Here is a 19,001-nt window from a genome sequence, read left to right as displayed (position 1 = left end):
TGCGAGACCGTGAACCCGCGTTCCCGCCAGGACTGGGCGACCGCGTTGGCAAACCCCGCGGGATCCTCGACCGGCCCCTGCATGAGTCGCCCGCCATCGTAGTTAAACCCCTTGGCGTTCGAACACGGATTGGCAAGCATGTTGTCCTTGTTTGTCCATTCGCCTCCGGCGATGCGTTCGACGTTATCGAACTCGTCCCACAGGTCCTGTTTGACCGTTGCCGGGTCCGCACTTGATGTATTCACCTTCGGCACCTCCACAATCCCGCCTCCCGCCCCACACCCGCTCACACCCAACGCCACGACTGCCATCAGGCTCGCGATCAATCCCGCTCGCCACCGATACCTAATGCCCATGTTCTGCCGCTTTCTGTTGACGGTTGATCTGATCCCACCAAGTTCGAATCGGCCCAGACGTTGCATCACCGCGATCCCCAGGGGTGAGAACCGGGGTGTCAGTCACGATAATTTTCTGTATATTCCACATCGACTCGGAGTCCTGCGCAAGGTGGGTGCCCTGGAAACTGCCCTTGGGATCAATCTCTGTCGTGCCGGGTCGGGGATGCTGGGTGAACTGTGTTGTGTTGCCCGTGGCCCCATGGCCGGTGACTCGTTCCAACCGCTCTCCGTTGATCACGGTTCCATCCGATCCAAACGCTACCGCACCCCACCGCGGATCCTCCGGGTTTGCCCGACCGGTAGAACGCCCGATATCGGCGATGCTATCGCCTCTGGGCTCGGTTACATATATATGCTTCGGGTCCACATTCAAATCTCTAATATCGAGTGCCTGGCTGATACCCGCGGAACTCAGCAGGGTGAAGGAGTTCACCCCCACGTTGCCCTTGGCGAGGGCAAACGCCGCGGTGGTGGTGCCGTAGGAATGGGCGACCACGTTTACCCGCCCCTGATCCAGCCGTTTTGCATTCAGACCCGCCAACAGGGGAAATAACCGATCGCCACCGGCACGGGCATAGTCCGTGCGCACCACCCCGAGGGGATCAACAAGATCAAGCTGCGGAGACTCGTAACCAAGATAGGCGATCCCCGCAAAACCTTCGCGTTTATCCAGGATGTTAAGCACCCCCGTGATTTCGGATTCGGGTGCGGAGCCCTTGCTGTCCATGCCCGGAACAAAAACCGTAACGTTTTTGGCCTGGTCCAGGTCACCAATTCCGATCGCCACCAGCGGATAACGCGAGGTTTTGAATTCGAAATTCACCAAATACCGCGGCGGTGTAAGCCCGAGGTTTTTACCGTCCTTGAACATCGCGCACAGCGCGTCCAGTTTTTGATATTCCACCAGCGCGAGTCCCTGACGTTTGAGCGCTTCCGTATACCCGAGGTCCCAGGGCATCATGGTTGCCAGTGCCGCCCGAGCCTGATCTACCTCGCCCGCCAATTCTTCCTGACGGGCAAAGAGGACCAGCACATTCGCCTTGGATCGGTCCGAATACCGCGCCCCCTCCAACCCGCCCACAAACTCCGAACGATCCTCCACCAACGAAGACTTCACACGATCCGACAGCCCATCCCACACCATCGCCACACCCGAAGCATCCATCTGCTTCAACAACCCATACGCCTCATCCGCAGACAACCCAGTCAAAAACTGCGCCAACCCCGCCGGAGTCAAACTCGTAATATCCGTCCCCGCACGCACACCAGCAACCAACCTCAACTGCACCCACGACGCCGGCATCACACCCTCAAGACCCGACACACACGCACGCTCAGCCTCACGCCGCTCCTGGGCCAAACCCTGTAAATCAGCAATCGCAGCAAAATACGCATCATGCCCAGCAACCTGCATACTCACAAAACTGCCCGGCACCGGCACCGAGGGAACACTCCCCACCGCCAGCAACCCCGCAGACACATCATTACGTTTCTTCGCCGCGTCGGCCTGGAACGTGGCTAAAGCCTGTTCCCTCCGAGCCTTGGCCGCGTTCGCGCGCGCCTGTAGATCTTCCATCACCGACCCGAACCGGGAAATAATGGTCCCCATCTCGGCCTGGATCCGGGAAAACTCCACCACCGCGTCGTGCTGAGTTTGTACCTGATGAGCCCAGGTCTCCCCGCCCTCGCCCTGCCAGTGCAACGGGGTCTCGGCCACGGCCGCGTTCAGCGTGGACACCACGCTCTGCAACTCGCCACTCTCCCGCGTCAACGCGGCACCGGTCGCAACAGCTCCCGAAAAATCCCTCACCCCAGGATCAGCCTCAGACCAGCCCATCACGCGCCCACAAACCGGATCTGCATGTGCCGTGTCGACACGGCCACCCACTGAAAATTCATTGTTTCCCCCGAAACATCGACCCTCAGGCTAACACCCAACTCGCTGCACACGTGTGATGCATTGTCCTAGCGCCATGACGTGACGTAACAGTGGTGGATTCCACCAAGCTGAAAGTAGGTTCAACCCCGCAGACGCTTGCGTCGTGCGGGGCTGAACCTGATGCGTCTCTGGGCGCGATTGCGTTGGTGGTTTTTAGACGCCCGGCCGGCTGATTTTGGCCGGCAGCGGGAGGGTGCGCTCGGTCCACACCTTGGCACGCGGGGGTGCGAACGGTCCGTGCTTGCTGGTGGAGAGGCCTGCGGCGAGGAGGGTTTCTGCCAGGCGCACGGCCTGGCTCACTCCGTCCACCACCGGGACGCCGCCCAGGCGGTCGGATAGGCGCCGATCGAGCCCGCCGAAGGCGGCGCAGCCGAGTACAATCACGTCGGCTCCGGCATCCAGCAGAACCCGCGCCTCGCGCTCCAGCGCATCCATGCCGGGATCCGTGAGGGGTGCCGAGGCCTGGTGAGTGTTGGCTTCCGAAGCCGGAAGCACACGCGCCTGCGAGGTCGGAACCGAATGAGATGCCGGGAGCATTTCCGCCGTCGAGGCCGCAACCGCGCTCGTTCCCGACGTTCGAGCACCAGCCGCCCCCGCATGCGACACCGGGATTCCCGAGGCGCGGACGCCCGCCGAGCGGCCCGAGAGGCCGATCAGCTCGATCGTGTCGGTGATCCCCGCGAGCGTGGATTCCAGCGTGGTCACCACGCCAAAGCGGTGTCCAAGCAAGCAGGCCGTAAAGACCGCGGCCTCGGTGATGTCCACCACCGGGACGTTTGCCAGCTGCCGCACTCCCTCGCGTCCGTGCTCGCCGAATCCGGCGAGCACCACCGCATCGTAGGTGCGCTCCTGGGCGACCCGCTCGATTACCGCGGCCGCGCTGAGGTAGCTTTCCAGATACCCCTCGGCGGAGGTGGGACCCCAGGTGGGCTGCACCGCGCGCACCACCGACGTGCGTGCGGCAGCCTGCGCGGTGCGGGCGATCCCCGCGGTGACCTGCTCATCGGTATTGCAGTTCACCACGAGGATCGTCGGCAGCAGATTGCTCAGCACAGCTCGCCGTCTCGGGCGACCACGCGTCCCGCGTGAATCACCACTCGACCGAGCGCCGGACGATCCATAACCGCCGAGGTCGGGGTTTCGCCGGGGATCAGGACCAGCTCGGCCGGGTCGCCCACGGCCACGCCGGGACGTCCGGTACCGGCGGCGCTTAGCTCACGGTTGATGACCCGCGCCCCGCCCCAGGTTGCCAGTTCCAGCGCGTTTTCGATCTGATCGTCGCGGTTGTAGTTCTGCACAAACGCCAGCTGCCAGGTGCGGTCCAGCATGTCCGCGTTTCCGTAGGGCGACCAGTAGTCGCGCTGGCCGTCCATGCCCAGGCCCACGCGGATGCCCGCGGCGGCCATCCGCTCGAGCGGCAGCACCCAGCCGCCACCCGAGGGGGCGATATGGGTGATTGCGATGTCCAGCTCGGCGATCTGTTCAAGCGCCCTGTCCACCTGCGGCAGCCCGCTGCCGAGCGCCGGGGCGTGCGAGATGGACACCTGACCCTGCATACTCAGCGCGCGCACCCGCTCACAGATCAGGTCCATCGAAAACAGGCCCAGCAGTCCGGCCTCGTGCAGGTGAATGTCCGCACCGGCCCCGTGGCGTTCGGCGAGCTCAAACACGGTGTTGAGGTGGCGGACCGGATCACGGTCGATCTCGCACGGGTCGATCCCGCCCACCAGGTTGCCGCCCGAGCGCAGCGCCTCGGACATCAGCTCGGGGACGCCGGGCTCGCGGTGGATCCCCACCTGCGGGAACACCACGATCTCCACGTCCGCCCGGTCCGCATAGGCCTCGCGGGCGGCCAGGACCCCGGCGAACTTCTCCAGGCCCGAGTCGGCATCCACCTGGGCGTGGGAACGCACCCGGGTGGCACCGTGGGCGATCATCCGCTCGAGCGTATAGGTCGCTCGCTCGCTCACCGACTTCTCTGCCGAGCGCCAGTTGGCGCGGTCGTTGTAGATGCGTCCGTCTCGTCCGGGTTCGCCCGAGTAGGGGCGGAAGGGCAGACCCAGCCGGGTCGAGTCCAGGTGTACGTGGGTGTCGGAGAAGGAGGGAACCAGCAGGCGGTTCTCCCCGTCCAGAATCTCGGCCGTGGGGGCGGAGGGATGGGTGGCAACCTCGGCACCGACCGCCACGATAACCCCGCCCGAGAGCAGAACATCGGTGGTTTCGGCACCCCAGGGACGCACGTTGGTAATCAGCAGGGCGGTTGTCATGTCACTCACTTCGCATAGGTAATGTCGGCGATCACAAACTCGCCGTCGGCACGGGGCTTCCAGGTGATGCCGTCGCGGACCGCATAGTCGGTGTTCGGGGTGTAGAGCCCGATGATGTGGGCCTGTTCCACATTCAGCTTATGCAGTTCCGCAAACACCGCGGTGCGCTCGTCTCCGGAAACCGTGCGCTGCTTGAGCACCAAATCCTTGGCGGCGGCGTCCTTGGCGTAGTCATTCTGGCCGCCGGCGAACAGGTTGGTGACGGGCATGTCACCATCCAGGGTCGAGGGTGCCCAGGTGTTGAGGTAGATGCCGGCGGCGTTCACGGTGGAGTAGATGATCGAGGACAGGGTGGCCTGGTCGGTCCCGGCGAGTTCGATGTTCAGACCCACGGCCTTGAGGTAGCCCTGGATCGCCTGGGCCACGTTCGAGGAGAGCGGGATACGGCCGCTGGTTGCGTACTGGAAGGTGATCTTCTCACCCTTATATCCGGCCTCGGCGAGCAGCGACTTGGCCTTTTCGGGGTCGAACTCGTGGGTGGCCGCGTCCTTGACGTAACCGGCAACCGAGGGGGCGATGACCTGGTCGTTGGCGGTGCCGCTGCCCGAGAGGACCTTGGACACTAGCGACTTCTCATCGATGGCCAGCGAGATGGCCTGACGCACCTTGGCATCGGCGAGCACACCCGCGGTGGAGTTGATGCCGAGGAACACCGAGCCGTTGCCGGTGCGGCTCTTGACCGAGGCACCGGGGGCGTTGAACCCGGTGGCCTGGTTGGGAGAGATCAGGGCGATGTCGAGGCTCCCGGAGATCACACCGTTGAGGCGGGCATCCTCATCGCCGACGGTCTGGAACACCACCTTTTTCGTTTCGGGGGCCTTGCCCCAGTAGTCAGGGTTTGCAACCATCGTGTAGTTCACGCCGCGGGTGTAGCTTTCAAATTTGAACGGTCCGCTGCCCACCGGTGCCTTGGCGAACCCGTCCGAGCCGAGCTTCTCGTAGACCTTCTCGGGCACGATCGAGATCGCGGTGGTGATCGAGGGCCACGGTGAGAAGGGGGCGTTGAGGTCAAACTCGACGGTGTCCTTGGCGGTGGCCCGCACGGCCTTCAGCGTTTCCATATAGCCGAGGTTGTCCGAGTCGGGGGAGGCGAGGATCTTGTTGTAGGTGTAGGCCACATCCTCGGCGGTGACCGGGTCACCGTTGCTGAACTTGGCGTCGGTGCGGATGGTGAACGTCCAGGTGGTGAAGTCGGCGTTCGGGGTCCACTTGGTGGCCAGGCGCGGGGTCAGCTCGCCGTCGGCACTGAGCTGGGTCAGCTGGTCGAACTCGTTGTAGTAGTAGTTGTAGCCGGCCAGGGAACCGTCCATGATGGGGTCGGGCGCCTTCTCCGGCTCGGCCACCTGGCCGATGGTCAGCGTGTGATCGGCGGAGCCTCCGGCGGCGCCGGCCGAGCATCCGGCCAGCAGCAGGGTCGCGGCAACCGAGAGTGCCAGGGTGGCAGTGAGGGAACGTCTCATTGCGGTACTCATTTCAGGGTTCGGTGGTGCGGGTGGGGCGGGGAGTCTAGGCGGCCGAGGAGAGCGGGCCGGTGGAAGCGTCGCGTCGGGAATCGGCGAGGCCGAGTGTTCCGGGACGCGGGCCGGCGGTGCCCGGGTTCGGCGTGGGGATCGCCCCGGTCAGCGCACCGCGACGGTGCGGATCGGGGATCGGGATCGCCGCGAGTAGCTCGCGGGTGTACGCATCCTCGGGGTGGTGGAACACGCGCTCGGCGGGTCCGGTCTCCACGATCTGCCCGGCGCGCATCACGGCGATCCGGTCGGAGAGGTGGCGCACCACCGAGAGGTCGTGGGCGATAAAGAGGTAGGAGAGTCCGTGCTGCTCCTGTAACCGGATCAGCAGGCTGATCACCTGCGCCTGCACCGACACATCCAGCGCCGACACCGGCTCATCCAGCACCAGGATCTCGGGGTTGAGCGCGAGCGCCCGGGCGATGCCGATGCGCTGACGCTGGCCGCCGGAGAACTGTGCCGGGCGGCGGCCCAGCACGTCCTCGCCGAGGCCCACATCCGCGAGCAGCTGGATCACCCGGTCGCGGTCGTAGCGGCCCATCAGTCGCAGCGGCTCGGCCACGATGTCGTGGGTTGTGAGCCGCGGGTTGAGTGAGGAGTAGGGGTCCTGGAACACCATCTGCATGCGGTTACGCAGGCGGCGCAGGTCCCGGCCGTTCAGCGCGTTCGGATCCTGATCGAGGATACGGATGCTCCCGCGGGTGGGGGCGTTCAGCCCGAACAGGGTGCGCACCAGCGTGGACTTGCCGGAGCCGGATTCGCCGACCAGACCCAGGGTTTCGCCGCGGTGCAGGGTCAGGCTCACGCCGTCCACCGCGCGCACGGGTTCTCGGCGGCGGCCCGAGCCGCGGAAGGTGACCGCGAGGTCGGCGACCTCCAGGACCACCGGGGCATCGGTGGCGACCGGGGTGCGGGTCAGGTGTTCGATCGGTCCGGTGCTGGTGCCTGTGGTTGTGCCTGTGCCGGTGTCACTCATGCCGAAACTCCCTCGGGATTGGTGGTGGGAACGCCCAGGATCGAACTCAGCAGCATCCGGGTATAGGGGTGGTCTGGGCGGTCGAAGATATCCCAGACGCTGCCCTCCTCGACGATCTCGCCCGAACGCATGATGCAAATCCGGTCGGCCACCTGGGCGACCAGGCCCAGGTCGTGGGTGATCATCACCAGGGCTGCGCCGGTGTCTCGGCGAGCCTCGGCGAGCACCCGCATGATCTGTGCCTGCACGGTCACATCCAGCGCGGTGGTGGGCTCGTCGGCGATCAGGAGTCCGGGATTATTGGCGATGGCCATCGCGATCACCGCGCGCTGGCGCATACCGCCGGACCACTGGTGCGGATAGGCGCGGGCGCGTTCGGCGGCATCGCGCACCCCGACCCGCTCCAGCAGCTCGGCGGCGCGGACTCGGGTGTGGGCGGTGGAGAGCGTGGGCTGGTGGACCTTCACGGCTCGGGCGACCTGGTTGCCAACCCGCTTGACCGGGTTGAGCGCGGTCATCGGATCCTGGAACACCATGCCGACCCGGCCGCCGCGCAGCACCCGCAGTTCGTTGTCGTCCATGCCCGCGACGTCGATCCCGTCCACCAGGATCTGGCCGCCGGTCACCTCCACTCCCGGGGGCAGCAGCCCCAGCACCGCGAGCATCGTGAGGCTCTTGCCCGAACCGGATTCTCCCACCAGGCACAGGACCTCGCCCGGGTGCACGGTCAGGCTGACCCCGTGCACGAGCTCGCGCACGCTTCCATCGGGGGCGGTGGTGGCGATGCGCAGGTCGCGCACCTCCAGCAGCGGAGTGGGGATGTTCATGCGCGCTTTCCCTTCTTGGCGATGCGGAACAGGGCCGAACCCTCGGCGGTGAAGCGCTGGCTGATCAGGTTGGTGCCGATGATGACCAGGAAGATCGCGATTCCGGGGACCAGGGCCAGGTGCGGTGCCTGACGGATGTACTTCTGTCCCTCGGAGATCATCAGACCCCAGCTCGGGGTGGGGGCCTGGACGCCGAGGCCCAGGAAGTCGAACGAGGAGGTCAGCAGCATCACACCGCCGATATCGGTCGAGGCCAGAATGAGGATCTGCACGGCCACGTTGGGCATGATGTGCTTGCGGGCGGTCCACCAGCGACTGGCCCCCTGGATGCGTGGGGCGATCACAAAGTCGCGTTCGCGTAGGCTCAGCGCGGTGCCGCGGGCGACCCGGGCGTAACCGACCCAGTAGGTTGCGGCGAGCACGATGATCATCAGCCAGACGCTCGGGCCGAGGGCGGCGGAGAGGGCGATCAGGACCAGGATGACGGGGAGCGCAAGCTGGACGTCGGCCCAGCCCATCAGCACGGTGTCCACCTTGCCGCCGAGATAGCCGGCGGAGGTTCCGACCACGAGGCCGATCAGAGCGTTGACGGCGACGATCGCGACCACGATGCCCAGGGTGATCCGGCCGGCCAGCGCGAGCCGGCTGGCCTCATCGCGGCCGAGGGCATCGGTGCCCAGCGGATGCGCCGGATCGGTCAGCGGACCCAGCAGCATCTTGTCGAGGTTCTGGGTGTATGCGTCATAGCCGGGCAGTAGCGGATACAGCAGGCAAAACAGCACCACGATGCCCACGAGCACGGTGCCCACAAGCGGTCCGGTGATGCGGAACCGGCGGGCACGCGGTGCCGCGACGGTGGCGGGGGAAGCGGTGGTGGTCATCAGATCCTCACTTCGGGACGGGGGAGATCAGGAGAGGCGGACACGGGGGTCAACGAGGCCGTAGATTAGGTCAACCAGGAGGTTGGCAACCACAAAGATCACCGCGATGACGATCAGCGCCGACTGCACCACCGGGAAGTCCCGCGAGTACACGGCCCCGAGCATCAGCTGTCCCAGGCCCGGCCAGGCGAACACGTTTTCCACGATGACCAGGCCGCCGAGGAAGGTGCCGAGGTTGATGCCGGCCACGGTGAGGACCGGGAGGAGCGCGTTGGGGAGGGTCTCGGTGAGAACCACGGTGCCGTGGCGCTCGCCGCGGGCATACGCGGTGCGGGTGTAGTCGGAGACGCTCTGCTCGCTCAGTGCGTTATCCATCAGTCGGGTGTAGACCACAAACTGTCCGGTGGCGATGGTCAGCACCGGCATGATCATCGCCCGCCAGTCGGCGTTGCCGAGCGAGGGCAGCACGCCCAGCCCAACCGAGAAGACGAGGACCAGGAGCAGACCGAAGAAGAAGTCGGGGATGGCCTGGCGCAGCGATCCGAAACCCAGGAAGATCGTGCGCAGCGAGCGCCGGCCGGTGAGGTGGATACTCACCGCGGCGATCAGCGCCAGCAGCAGACCCACCGCGAGTCCGGCGAAGCCGAGCTGGAAGGAGGCGGGGATGCGCTCGAAGACCAGCTGCATCGAGGGGACGCCGGGCTGACGGTAGGAGTCGCCGAAGTCGCCGTGCAGCACGCCGCCCATGTAGTTGAGGTACTGCTGCCAGATCGGCAGGTCGAAGCCGAGGCGGTGGTTGAGAGCGTCGATCTGTGACTGCGGGGCGTTCTCGGTGAGCAGGATCGCCGCGGGGCTGCCGCTCAGGCGACCGAAGACAAACGTGAGGCTCACCACGATGGCGAGGGTCACGACGGCCTGGATCAGGCGGCGGAGGACGTATCGAGCCATGTTTGCCTTTCAAACGGGATCTTTGTATACATAGTGACCCGGGATTGTTTCGGGCGGATCACATCCTGTTACGGGCCGGTAACAAAAGTCCGTCCCGGCATATCCGCGGGTATTTCGCGGTAATTGCGGTGATCTGAGCGTGTTGCAAATCGCTCAACTACACCGCATACTGGGAACGTGTTCCGCGGGTTCAATCGCATCCGCTCCTGATTCTGTATACAAGGACTGATATGACCACAGTGCTCCTGACCGGCGAAGACTGCGCGCGTCTGGTTGAATGGCCCGGCCTGATCACGGCGATGCGCGAGATCCATCTGGACCATGCCCGAGGTGTGGCAATCCAGCCCGTGCCGCGCTCGATCCGCAATCCGGCCGACACCGATCCGGCGCCCGCCCAGATCATCCCGATGACCGGATACCGGGCGAGCACCGGAGGCTATGTCCTCAAGGCGCTGGCCGATGCCCCGCATAATCGTGAGCGCGGGCTTCCCGCACAGCGCTCGACCGTCGCGCTGTTTTCGGCCGAGACTGGGGAGTGCCGGGCGCTGATCGACGGGGCGGTACTTACTCGCACCCGCACGGCCGCGGTCTCCGTGGCGGCAACCCTGGCACTGGCGCCCGAGGGGGCCGACGTGGTGACGATTGTGGGTGCCGGGGCCCTGGCACTGGAACATGCGCGGGCGCTGGTCTCGGCGATGCCTCTGCGCGAGATCCGGTTTTGGTCGCGGACCCCGGCCGGATCGGACACCGCGGTGGCGACCCTGAGCGCCGAGCCCGCCTTCGCCCGCGTGAGCCTGAGTGCGACCACGAATCTGCGTACGGCCCTCGCTGGTGCCGGGATCGTCTGCACGCTGACCCCGGCGCTCGACCCGCTGATCACCCCGGACCTGCTGGGCGAGGACGTGCACCTGAACGCGGTGGGTTCCCCGCCGCGCCCCCTGTTCCGCGAGCTGACCCCCGACGTATTCGGGCGCGCGGCCCTCACCGTCGTGGATGCCCTGCCGATCGCCCTGGCCGAGTCCGGCAATATTCGAGACGCGATCGCCGCGGGCACACTGGGCGAGACGGAACCGGTCGAGCTCGGGCGGATCCTCGCCGGCGAGGTCGCTCGGCCCCGCGGACTCAGCGTGTTCAACAGCGTCGGCATCGGGTTGCAGGACCTGGCGGCGGCCGAGTACTTCCTGGGCCGTTCCGAAGCTCATGAGGATGGTCTGCAGGTCCAGCTGCGTCCGGTGCGCACTCCCGTATCATGAGCATGACGGCGTTGAAGAAGGGGTCGCGATGACACGGGTATCGGCCGAGGACTCGCTGGTGGGTGCGCTCTACGCAACCCTGCGTGAGCGCATCATCCTGGGGGAGTATCCCCAGGGGGCGAAGCTTCCCGAGACGACCCTGGCCGCCGACTTGAACGTGTCCCGCGTTCCGATTCGCGAGGTGCTGCCGCTGCTGGAGCGCGACGGCCTGATCCGCACCAATCCGCGCCGCAGTGCGGTGGTGCACAGCTGGGACCATGCCTCGGTGACGGACCTGTTTGAGGTGCGTCTGGCGCTGGAGCCGCTGGCCGCCGAGTATGCGGCCCGGCGTGTGGCGGCAGGGGCGGATCCGGAACCGCTGCACCGGGCGTTCGCCGATGCCGTGGCCGCGATCGAGCAGGGCGATCCGATCACCATCGCGGCAACCAACGCCGACCTACACCGGGTCATCCTCGACCTGGCCGACAACGAACTGCTGCGCCAGATGATGCGCCCGGTCCTGGTGCGGATGAACTGGATCTTCTTCCTCACCTCCGACCGTGACACCGACGTGCAGTGCTCCGAGCATCGCCACCTGGTCGAGGCCATCGCCGCGGGTGAGGGTGCCCTCGCCCGGTTCCTCGCCAGCGCCCACGTCGAGGGCGGCCGCGTCCCCACCTTCGCGGCCCTCGCCGGCCACCTCGGAGACCCGGCGTAGGAACTGCGGAATTGGCGGACCGATTCCTGGTGGAGGGCAGGCACGAAGCGTAGGCTGGCACAACACTCGAGGAGGTGTCCTATGACCGATCCCCTCTTCTCATCTGTATTTGACGTCGAGAAGCGCTGGCCCGAGCTTTTTCTGGTCTTGACCGCGAACAGCGGCGTGCCGTCGTCAACGCGTTGGCCTCCGCCTGGCATGAAGGCTGGGAGCCCAATCGTTTAGATGTGAAAAACATCACCGACCGTGCCCGTGGAACCCTCGACCACGCCGAATTCACCCGCCGCTCTTCGCCCGCGCAGCAAAAACCCCGCGAAACCGAGGTTCCGCGGGGTTTGTGACGGGCCGGACTAGAGCGCGTTGTCGTCCGACTCCGGGGTCCAGTCGCCGGTGGCGAGGTACTGGACCTTCTTGGCGATCGAGACCGCGTGGTCGGCGAAGCGCTCGTGGTAGCGGGAGGCGAGGGTGGCGTCCACGGTTGCGGTGGCCTCACCCTTCCAGGAGTCGCCCAGAACCTTCTCGAAGACGGCGACGTGCAGGTCATCAACCCGGTCATCGTCGGTCAGGATCTCCTCGGCGAGCTCCACATCCTGGTTGCGCAGCATCTCGGTGAGCTTGCGCGAGATCTCCACGTCCAGACGCCCCATCTCGGCGAAGGTCGAGCGCAGGCCCTTGGGCACCGCGCGCTCCGGGAAACGGTAGCGGGCAAGCTGGGCGATGTGCTCGGCCATGTCACCCATGCGCTCAAGCGATGCGGAGATCCGCAGGGCCGAGACGACGGTGCGCAGGTCGCGGGCGACCGGCTGCTGGCGGGCAAGAATGTTGATGGCGAGTTCGTCCAGGGCGCGAGTGAGGACGTCGATGCGGGTGTCGTTCTCGATCACACCCTCGGCGATTGCCACATCCGACTCGTTGAAAGCGCGCACGGCGTTCTCAATCGAGATCGTCACGAGCTCCGAGATGGCGATCAGACGATCCTGAACCTCTCGCAACTCCTGCTGGAATACCTGACGCATGCTTCTCCTCGTGTGAACGGGTGTGTGGTGCGGGCCGAAGGATTGGCGGCACCGCATTAGAATGCCCGGTCAAGGTTAACAGTTGGTGCCGATTACGTAAACGCGACACTAAAAGCCCTGGTTGGGATGGTTGCCGTTGGGTAACCGGGTGCACTGCCCCCTAATCTAGTCGTATGCACTCAACCCTGTTGGTGACTTCCACTCTGGTCCTGGGACTTGTCCTGGGGGCCGGGTTTACCCTCCTGTTCTTTGTGGCCGCTCAGCGCGGCCGTCGGGTGGCCGCCGTTGCCGCACCCCGCGTGCCGGAGGGGGTATCGCAGGTTCTGGATGCGATTGAAAGCGCGGGCGTGGTCGTGGACCCCTCGGGCAACGTGGTCAAGGCGTCGAGCGCGGCGTTTACGCTGGGGCTCGTGCGGGATGGTCACGTGACCCACGAGGAGCTCGACGCGCTGGCCAACGTGGTGCGCGATACCGGACTGCCCACCACCCGCGAATTTGCCCTGCGCCCCGACCAGTTCGGCGAGCTTGACCGTCAGGTCCTCGCTCGCGGGGCGCGCCTGGGCACACGCTACGTGCTGATCCTGGTGGAGGATCAGACCGAGCGGCTGCGCCTGGATGAGGTCCGCCGCGACTTCATCGCCAATATCTCCCACGAGCTCAAGACCCCGATCGGCGCGATTTCGCTCCTGGCCGATGCCCTGGATCCCGCCGCCGATGATCCCGAGCGGGTGCGTTCCTTCGCCACCCGTCTGGAGGTCGAGGCCGAGCGGCTGACCAAGATCACCGCCGACATCATCAACCTCTCCCGACTGCAGTCCGCCGAGGCGATCGGCAAGCCGGCGCTGGTGGACATGGCCGACGTGGTCAAGGCCGCGGTGGAGCAGAACAAGGTGATCGCCGAATCCCACGGGGTCGAGGTCATCTCCCGAACCGTCTCCGATGCCGTCGTGATCGGCGACCGGGCCCTGCTTGTGGTGGCCGTGCACAACCTGGTGAACAACGCGATCGCCTACTCCCCGGACGCCACTCGCGTCGGCGTGGGCCTGGCCGTGCGTGACGGGATCGTCGAGGTCTCGGTCACCGACCAGGGCCCCGGCATAGCCGAGGAGGAGCGCGAACGCGTGTTTGAGCGCTTCTTCCGGGTGGATCAGGCGCGCTCGCGCACCACCGGCGGATCGGGCCTGGGGCTCTCCATCGTCAAGCACACGGCACAGAACCACGGTGGCGAGGCCCGAGTGTGGTCCCGCGTGGGCCAGGGGTCCACCTTCACCATCAGACTTCCCGAGGCATCGGCTGATGCCCGGGCTCAGATCGAAACCACATCCCTGGAGGAAAAGTAATGGCTCGGATCCTGGTTGTTGAGGACGAAGCTTCACTCAGCGAACCGCTGGTGTACCTGCTGGAGCGCGAGGGGCACACCGTGTCGCTCGCCGAGAACGGAACGGACGCGCTGGCCAAGTTCCACACCGATAACCCCGAGGTGATCCTGCTGGATCTCATGCTGCCGGGGATCTCGGGCACCGAGGTGTGCCGGCAGATCCGCGCGCTCTCCACGGTGCCGATCATCATGGTGACCGCCAAGGATGACGAGGTGGACGTGGTGGTGGGTCTCGAGCTCGGTGCCGATGACTACGTGACCAAGCCCTATAAGAGCCGCGAACTGCTCGCCCGCATTCGCGCCGTCCTGCGTCGCCGTGGCGACGAGGAGGGTGACGAGCTGGATGACACCGTGCTGCGCGCGGGGAACGTCACGATGGACCTCAACCGCCACACGGTTGAGGTGGACGGCACCGCGGTGGCGATGCCGCTCAAGGAGTTTGAGCTGCTGGAAATGCTCATGCGTAACACCGGACGGGTGCTCACCCGCGGACAGCTCATCGACCGCGTGTGGGGCAGCGACTACTTCGGGGACACCAAGACCCTCGACGTGCACATCAAGCGCATCCGCTCGCGGATCGAACCGGTTCCCTCCGAGCCCAAGATGCTGCTCACCGTGCGCGGCCTGGGCTACCGCCTGGAGGGCTAACCCTCCACCCCGCTGAGCCTGCGCGATTTCGTCGCCCGCACACCGATGGTGTGCGGGCGACGGCGTTTCCCGGCGGTGATATTTTTGCGAACTTCTTGAGGTTATTTCGAAGTCGGGCGCGTCGCCTACTCGTGATGATGGGTCCACGGGGAAATGCAAAACCGGGTATCAACCGGCCAAAGCCGTGTTGATACCCGGTGAGGTGCGCGCGCTGGCCGGTGGGCGAGCGAGGCGAATGCTGTGGGTGTTAGTTGCCGGTCGAGGACGAGACCGAGGGGCTCGGGACCGGGGTGATGGTCTCGTACTCCTTGAGTACCGGGTCGAGCACCGGAACGCGGGCCTCACCGGCGGTCTCGCTGCCGTACTGGAACGACATGAGGGCATCGGCGCCGGCCGGGGTGGTGAAGTCCTGCAGGGTGATACCGGGCTTGCCATCGGCACCGAAGGTGGTCATTCCGGAGGCGTCGATCTCGACCGAGGTGCGTCCGCCGGGGTATTCGATGTTCAGGGTCTGCGCCTTGTCGCCGGTGTTCACCACGGTGACGGCCAGAACGGCCTCGGTCTTCGAGTGGGTGATCACCAGGGCGTTACGTACGTCGAGGGTTCCGACGTTTGCCGAAACGCCATCGCTCGCGTCGTAGTGCTTCAGCGTCGCCTGCGGGGCGATCAGGTTGCAACCGGCGGTGCCGACAAGAACGGTAGCCGCGAGTACGGCCGAGGTGATGAAACGCGTCTTCACTGGTCCTCCAAGAACACGACGGTGGCAGGCGAGCGGGATTGCCCGCGTGCAGGGGCTGGACCGTCCTAGTCTAGCGTGCGGATAAAGGGTGTGTTGACCGCGCAGATAATAACGTATCTTCACTGTGCTAAACTGAAAAACGCTGAAGGGACACCGATTCATGATTTTTGAGGTTGGCGAGACCGTCGTTTACCCCCACCACGGGGCTGCCGAAATTACCGAGGTAAAGACCCGGTTGATTAAGGGCGTCGAGAAAACATATCTGAAACTGCGGGTGACCCAGGGCGACCTGGTTATCGAGGTTCCGGCAGACAATGTGGACCTTGTTGGGGTCCGCGATGTGATCGGCAAGGAGGGGCTGGAGCGCGTGTTCGACGTGCTGCGTGCACCCTTCACCGAGGAACCCACCAACTGGTCGCGCCGGTACAAGGCCAACCTTGAGAAGCTCGCCTCCGGCGATGTGATCAAGGTGAGCGAGGTTGTTCGCGACCTCTGGCGCCGAGACCAGGACCGTGGACTCTCCGCCGGAGAGAAGCGCATGCTGGCCAAGGCCCGGCAGATCCTGATCTCCGAGCTGGCCCTGGCCGAGAAGACCGATGAGGACAAGGCGTCGCTGGTCCTCGATGAGGTTCTGGCTTCCTAGTTTGCCTTGAGACCTCCTCCGGAGGTTGGGCTTCCTAGCCATTCACGGGTTCACCCCCGAATAACGCACTTCGAAACGGGCGGATGCTGATGCATCCGCCCGTTTTGCGTTTCCTCGGGGCCCGGCCTGTACGCTCGATGTATGAGTGTGAACCCCGCCGTCGCCGTGATCGTTGTAGCCGCCGGAAGTGGAACCCGCCTCGGCGGAGATATCCCCAAGGCCTTCCGTGAGGTGGCCGGCGTGCCGATCCTCGAGCACGCGCTGCGCGGCGTTTTTGGCATGCGCCGCGAGGCACAGGTGATCGTGGTTGCTCCCGAGGCGTTCCGCGGGGACGCCGAGCTTATTCTGGGCCACGCGGCCGGAGATGCCGCCGAGTACGCCTCGGTGGTTACCGGCGGGGCGACCCGACAGGCCTCGGTCGCGGCCGGAATCGCGGTGCTGGCCGACTCGGTGCGCATCGTCCTGGTTCACGACGCGGCCCGGGCGCTGACCCCCTCCACACAGTTTGACGACGTGGTGGACTCGGTGGCCGCGGGCGGCCGCGGAATTGTTCCGGGCCTGGCGGTGGCCGACACCATCAAGCGCGTGGATGACGAGGAGCGCATCGTCGAGACCGTGGACCGTGACGAGCTGCGGGCAATGCAGACTCCCCAGGGGTTCCCGCGCCACGCGCTGGCTCAGGGCTACGCGGACGCCGAGGAGGAGTACACCGACGACGCGGCGCTGTTTGCGGCCACCGGTGGATCCGTCGCCGTGATCCCCGGAGATGCCCGCGCCTTCAAGATCACCACCCCGTGGGACCTCAACCGAGCCGAACACCTGCTGCGCCCCGAGGGCTCAGAGCGTATCCGCGTGGGCGTAGGGGTGGACGTGCACGCCTACGATGACAACGCCGAATTGTGGCTCGCGGGTCTGCACTGGCCGGGGGAGGCCGGGCTCGCCGGTCACTCGGATGGTGATGCGGTGTCCCATGCGATCACCGACGCACTGCTGGGTGCCGCCGGACTCGGCGACATCGGCACGATGTTCGGGACCGATGACCCCCGGTTTGCCCAGGCACGCGGCGAGGTCTTCCTGATCGCAACCCGGGAGCGCCTGATCCAGGCGGGCTTCGGAATCGAGAACGTCTCGGTCCAGATCATCGGCAACACCCCGCGCTTCATCCCGCGCCGGGCGGAGGCCGAAGCTCTGCTGAGCGGACTGATCGGGGCACCGGTGAGCCTCTCGGCCACCACGACCGACCGCCTAGGCTTCGCCGGTCGGGGCGAGGGTCTCACCGCCATCGCGACCGCGGCGCTGCGCCAGCGTCACTAGAGTCGAATAACAAAAATGCCGGACCCCGCGGGGTCCGGCATTTTTGTGTGGGGGAGACTAGCCCATCGTGTTGACGATCAGGCCGATGTGGGTGAAGAAGTTCATCGCGCCAAACAGCACAAACGCGATGCCCGCGAGGCCCCAGACGATGCCCACGATCTTCTCAACCGCACCGGGCAGAGTTTTAGTCGAGAAGGTTTTCAGCGCGAACGGGAAGAGGACCGCGCCGAGGCCCACCAGGGCGAACAGGCCGGACATGAAGATTGCCTCGATCATCGGGTATTCGGCGAAGGCACCGGAGATGGGCTCCTCCGGCGGGGCGGCGAAGAGCTGGAAGATCACGCCGGCGAAGGCGATCCCGAACAGGGCGAGGCCGAGGCCGACGATGAATATGCCCAGCGGACGCGACACCTTCGCCACATACTGAGCGGGATCCGCAGCATCGCGGATCGTCTTGCCACGCTTCCAGAGGAATAGCGAGGCGGCCAGGAGCAGCACACCGAGACCGAGGCTGGTCTCACCGAAGATGATGTTGTCAAAGGGGAAGTACTTGGCAAAGGGCCAGGTGAGGGTCATGTGCAGGCCGGTGGCGGTCAGGATGAAGCCGAGCACACCCGAGGCGAGTGCCCATCCCTCGGGGACAAACTCGGTGTCCTTCTTGCGCAGCTCGCGGGCGAGCAGGACCAGCAGCAGCAGGCCGGCGCCGGCGGCGATCGACATGATCGTGTTGTAGGTGGGCATCTGGGTCCAGTCGATGACCAGACCCTCGGTTTTGATGGGGGACATGAGGTTTCCTTCTATGCATGTGTATATGCTGTGTATACGGCAGTATAAACCCGGTGTGCGCGGATTCCTAGGGGGAGCAAACGGGTAATCTGGGGAGATGACTACGCCGACCACCCAGCAGCGCCGAGAGCTCATGGTGGCCGCCGCCGCGACCCTGCTCATCGCCGAGGGCCCGCGTGCGATTACGCACCGCCGGGTCGCCGATGCGGCGGGGATCCCCGCGGGGTCTGCCAACTACCTGTTTGCCACCCGGCGCGAGCTCTACGCGGCCGCGGTCACCTCGGCCGAAAACGTTCGCGTCACCGCCGCCACCCGGGTGGCCGAGGCGCTGCCGAGGTCCGAACGGGACGCGGTAGAGACCGCCTCGCTGCTGTTGGAAACCTGGTACGCGCCGCAGACCGACCCCAATCTGGTGCGGGTCCGCCTCGAACCCATGCTCGAGGCAGGTGCCGATCCCGAGCTGCGCGAGATCATGGCCGTGTCCCGCCCGCGTCTGCTGGCCGCGCTGGAAACCGTGTTGGATCGCTGCGGGTTTGGTGGCGTGGGAGAGACCGAGATGATCGCCCAGATGCTCGATGCGAGCCTGCTCTATGCGGTGGGTGCGGGAGAAGTCGACCCCAGACTCGCGGCCGCGCGGCAGGTTGCCCGGCTTCTGGAACTCCTGAAGCGGGTGCCGCGAGGGTAGCCCGCGCTGACTACACGCTCCTCAAGCGGGTGCCG

The 19,001-nt window shown here is 65.7% G+C and carries 20 protein-coding genes; 8 read left to right on the top strand and 12 right to left on the bottom strand.

Annotated features, from left to right (window positions below):
- From M2390_RS13720 to M2390_RS13680, 9 genes are all read right to left on the bottom strand, one after another.
- Positions 1-245, bottom strand: a 245-nt coding sequence (locus M2390_RS13720) for a hypothetical protein (protein WP_259179555.1), incomplete at its 3' end; no start/stop codon positions are given.
- 100 nt (positions 246-345) lie between these two features.
- Complete coding sequence (locus M2390_RS13715) at positions 346-2,235, bottom strand: alpha/beta hydrolase family protein (protein WP_259179565.1); 1,890 nt, start codon at positions 2,233-2,235, stop codon at positions 346-348.
- Between the two features lie 255 nt (positions 2,236-2,490).
- Positions 2,491-3,390 carry an aspartate/glutamate racemase family protein gene (locus M2390_RS13710; protein WP_259179553.1) on the bottom strand — a complete coding sequence of 300 codons (900 nt, stop codon included), beginning with the start codon at positions 3,388-3,390 and terminating at the stop codon, positions 2,491-2,493.
- Entirely contained in the window at positions 3,384-4,604 is a 1,221-nt protein-coding gene (locus M2390_RS13705; RefSeq protein ID WP_259179551.1) for an amidohydrolase family protein, read from the bottom strand. Before M2390_RS13705 ends, M2390_RS13710 begins: the two co-directional genes overlap by 7 nt.
- Positions 4,605-4,609: 5 nt before the next feature.
- The gene (locus tag M2390_RS13700; RefSeq protein ID WP_183091813.1) at positions 4,610-6,124 is read right to left on the bottom strand and encodes an ABC transporter substrate-binding protein; all 1,515 of its coding nucleotides are present in this window, start codon (positions 6,122-6,124) and stop codon (positions 4,610-4,612) included.
- A 46-nt stretch (positions 6,125-6,170) separates the two neighbouring features.
- On the bottom strand, positions 6,171-7,151 hold the full coding sequence (locus M2390_RS13695; RefSeq protein ID WP_259179548.1) for an ATP-binding cassette domain-containing protein: 981 nt from the start codon (positions 7,149-7,151) through the stop codon (positions 6,171-6,173).
- The gene (locus tag M2390_RS13690) at positions 7,148-7,978 is read right to left on the bottom strand and encodes an ABC transporter ATP-binding protein (protein ID WP_259179546.1); all 831 of its coding nucleotides are present in this window, start codon (positions 7,976-7,978) and stop codon (positions 7,148-7,150) included. Before M2390_RS13690 ends, M2390_RS13695 begins: the two co-directional genes overlap by 4 nt.
- A complete protein-coding gene (locus M2390_RS13685; protein ID WP_187977557.1) occupies positions 7,975-8,859 on the bottom strand; it encodes an ABC transporter permease in 885 nt (294 codons plus the stop codon). Before M2390_RS13685 ends, M2390_RS13690 begins: the two co-directional genes overlap by 4 nt.
- 27 nt (positions 8,860-8,886) lie before the next feature.
- Complete coding sequence (locus M2390_RS13680) at positions 8,887-9,807, bottom strand: ABC transporter permease (protein ID WP_259179545.1); 921 nt, start codon at positions 9,805-9,807, stop codon at positions 8,887-8,889.
- A 230-nt stretch (positions 9,808-10,037) separates the two neighbouring features.
- Here M2390_RS13680 and M2390_RS13675 point away from each other — a divergent pair, with 230 nt between their 5' ends.
- The 3 genes from M2390_RS13675 to M2390_RS16155 all read left to right on the top strand — a co-directional run bounded on the left by M2390_RS13675 (position 10,038) and on the right by M2390_RS16155 (position 12,098).
- The gene (locus M2390_RS13675) at positions 10,038-11,060 is read left to right on the top strand and encodes an ornithine cyclodeaminase family protein (RefSeq protein WP_259179543.1); all 1,023 of its coding nucleotides are present in this window, start codon (positions 10,038-10,040) and stop codon (positions 11,058-11,060) included.
- Positions 11,061-11,088: 28 nt separating this feature from the next.
- A complete protein-coding gene (locus tag M2390_RS13670) occupies positions 11,089-11,757 on the top strand; it encodes a GntR family transcriptional regulator (RefSeq protein WP_259179541.1) in 669 nt (222 codons plus the stop codon).
- Between the two features lie 182 nt (positions 11,758-11,939).
- Positions 11,940-12,098 (top strand): hypothetical protein, encoded by a 159-nt coding sequence (locus M2390_RS16155; protein WP_310503993.1) that lies wholly within the window; start codon positions 11,940-11,942, stop codon positions 12,096-12,098.
- 9 nt (positions 12,099-12,107) lie between these two features.
- Here the strand turns inward: M2390_RS16155 and phoU are convergent, their stop codons facing one another.
- The gene (gene phoU, locus M2390_RS13660) at positions 12,108-12,773 is read right to left on the bottom strand and encodes a phosphate signaling complex protein PhoU (RefSeq protein ID WP_030148209.1); all 666 of its coding nucleotides are present in this window, start codon (positions 12,771-12,773) and stop codon (positions 12,108-12,110) included.
- Positions 12,774-12,964: 191 nt separating this feature from the next.
- Here phoU and M2390_RS13655 point away from each other — a divergent pair, with 191 nt between their 5' ends.
- Both M2390_RS13655 and M2390_RS13650 read left to right on the top strand, forming a co-directional pair.
- Positions 12,965-14,113, top strand: a complete 1,149-nt coding sequence (locus tag M2390_RS13655; RefSeq protein WP_310503991.1) for an ATP-binding protein — start codon at positions 12,965-12,967, stop codon at positions 14,111-14,113.
- Complete coding sequence (locus M2390_RS13650; protein WP_030148211.1) at positions 14,113-14,799, top strand: response regulator transcription factor; 687 nt, start codon at positions 14,113-14,115, stop codon at positions 14,797-14,799. The genes M2390_RS13655 and M2390_RS13650 overlap by 1 nt, the downstream gene beginning before the upstream one ends.
- A gap of 247 nt (positions 14,800-15,046) precedes the next feature.
- Here M2390_RS13650 and M2390_RS13645 read toward each other — a convergent pair whose 3' ends face one another.
- Positions 15,047-15,538 (bottom strand): hypothetical protein, encoded by a 492-nt coding sequence (locus M2390_RS13645; RefSeq protein WP_259179534.1) that lies wholly within the window; start codon positions 15,536-15,538, stop codon positions 15,047-15,049.
- 160 nt (positions 15,539-15,698) lie between these two features.
- Between M2390_RS13645 and M2390_RS13640 the strand changes: the two genes are divergently transcribed.
- Together M2390_RS13640 and ispD are read left to right on the top strand one after the other, a co-directional pair.
- A complete protein-coding gene (locus M2390_RS13640; protein ID WP_030148214.1) occupies positions 15,699-16,181 on the top strand; it encodes a CarD family transcriptional regulator in 483 nt (160 codons plus the stop codon).
- Between the two features lie 141 nt (positions 16,182-16,322).
- Positions 16,323-17,495 (top strand): 2-C-methyl-D-erythritol 4-phosphate cytidylyltransferase, encoded by a 1,173-nt coding sequence (gene ispD, locus M2390_RS13635; protein ID WP_259179532.1) that lies wholly within the window; start codon positions 16,323-16,325, stop codon positions 17,493-17,495.
- 57 nt (positions 17,496-17,552) lie between these two features.
- Here ispD and M2390_RS13630 read toward each other — a convergent pair whose 3' ends face one another.
- Positions 17,553-18,281: a DUF981 domain-containing protein gene (locus M2390_RS13630; RefSeq protein WP_259179531.1), complete on the bottom strand. Its 729-nt coding sequence runs from the start codon at positions 18,279-18,281 to the stop codon at positions 17,553-17,555.
- A 97-nt stretch (positions 18,282-18,378) separates the two neighbouring features.
- On the opposite strand from M2390_RS13630, the gene M2390_RS13625 reads away from it, so the two are divergent.
- Positions 18,379-18,966, top strand: coding sequence for a TetR/AcrR family transcriptional regulator (locus M2390_RS13625; RefSeq protein ID WP_259179528.1), 588 nt, complete (start codon positions 18,379-18,381; stop codon positions 18,964-18,966).
- Positions 18,967-19,001: the final 35 nt, after the last annotated feature.

It is taken from the genome of Mycetocola sp. BIGb0189, assembly GCF_024810155.1.
In the GTDB taxonomy this organism is placed as follows: Bacteria; Actinomycetota; Actinomycetes; order Actinomycetales; family Microbacteriaceae; genus Mycetocola; species Mycetocola lacteus.
This window is presented reverse-complemented; position numbering and strand designations above follow the sequence as displayed.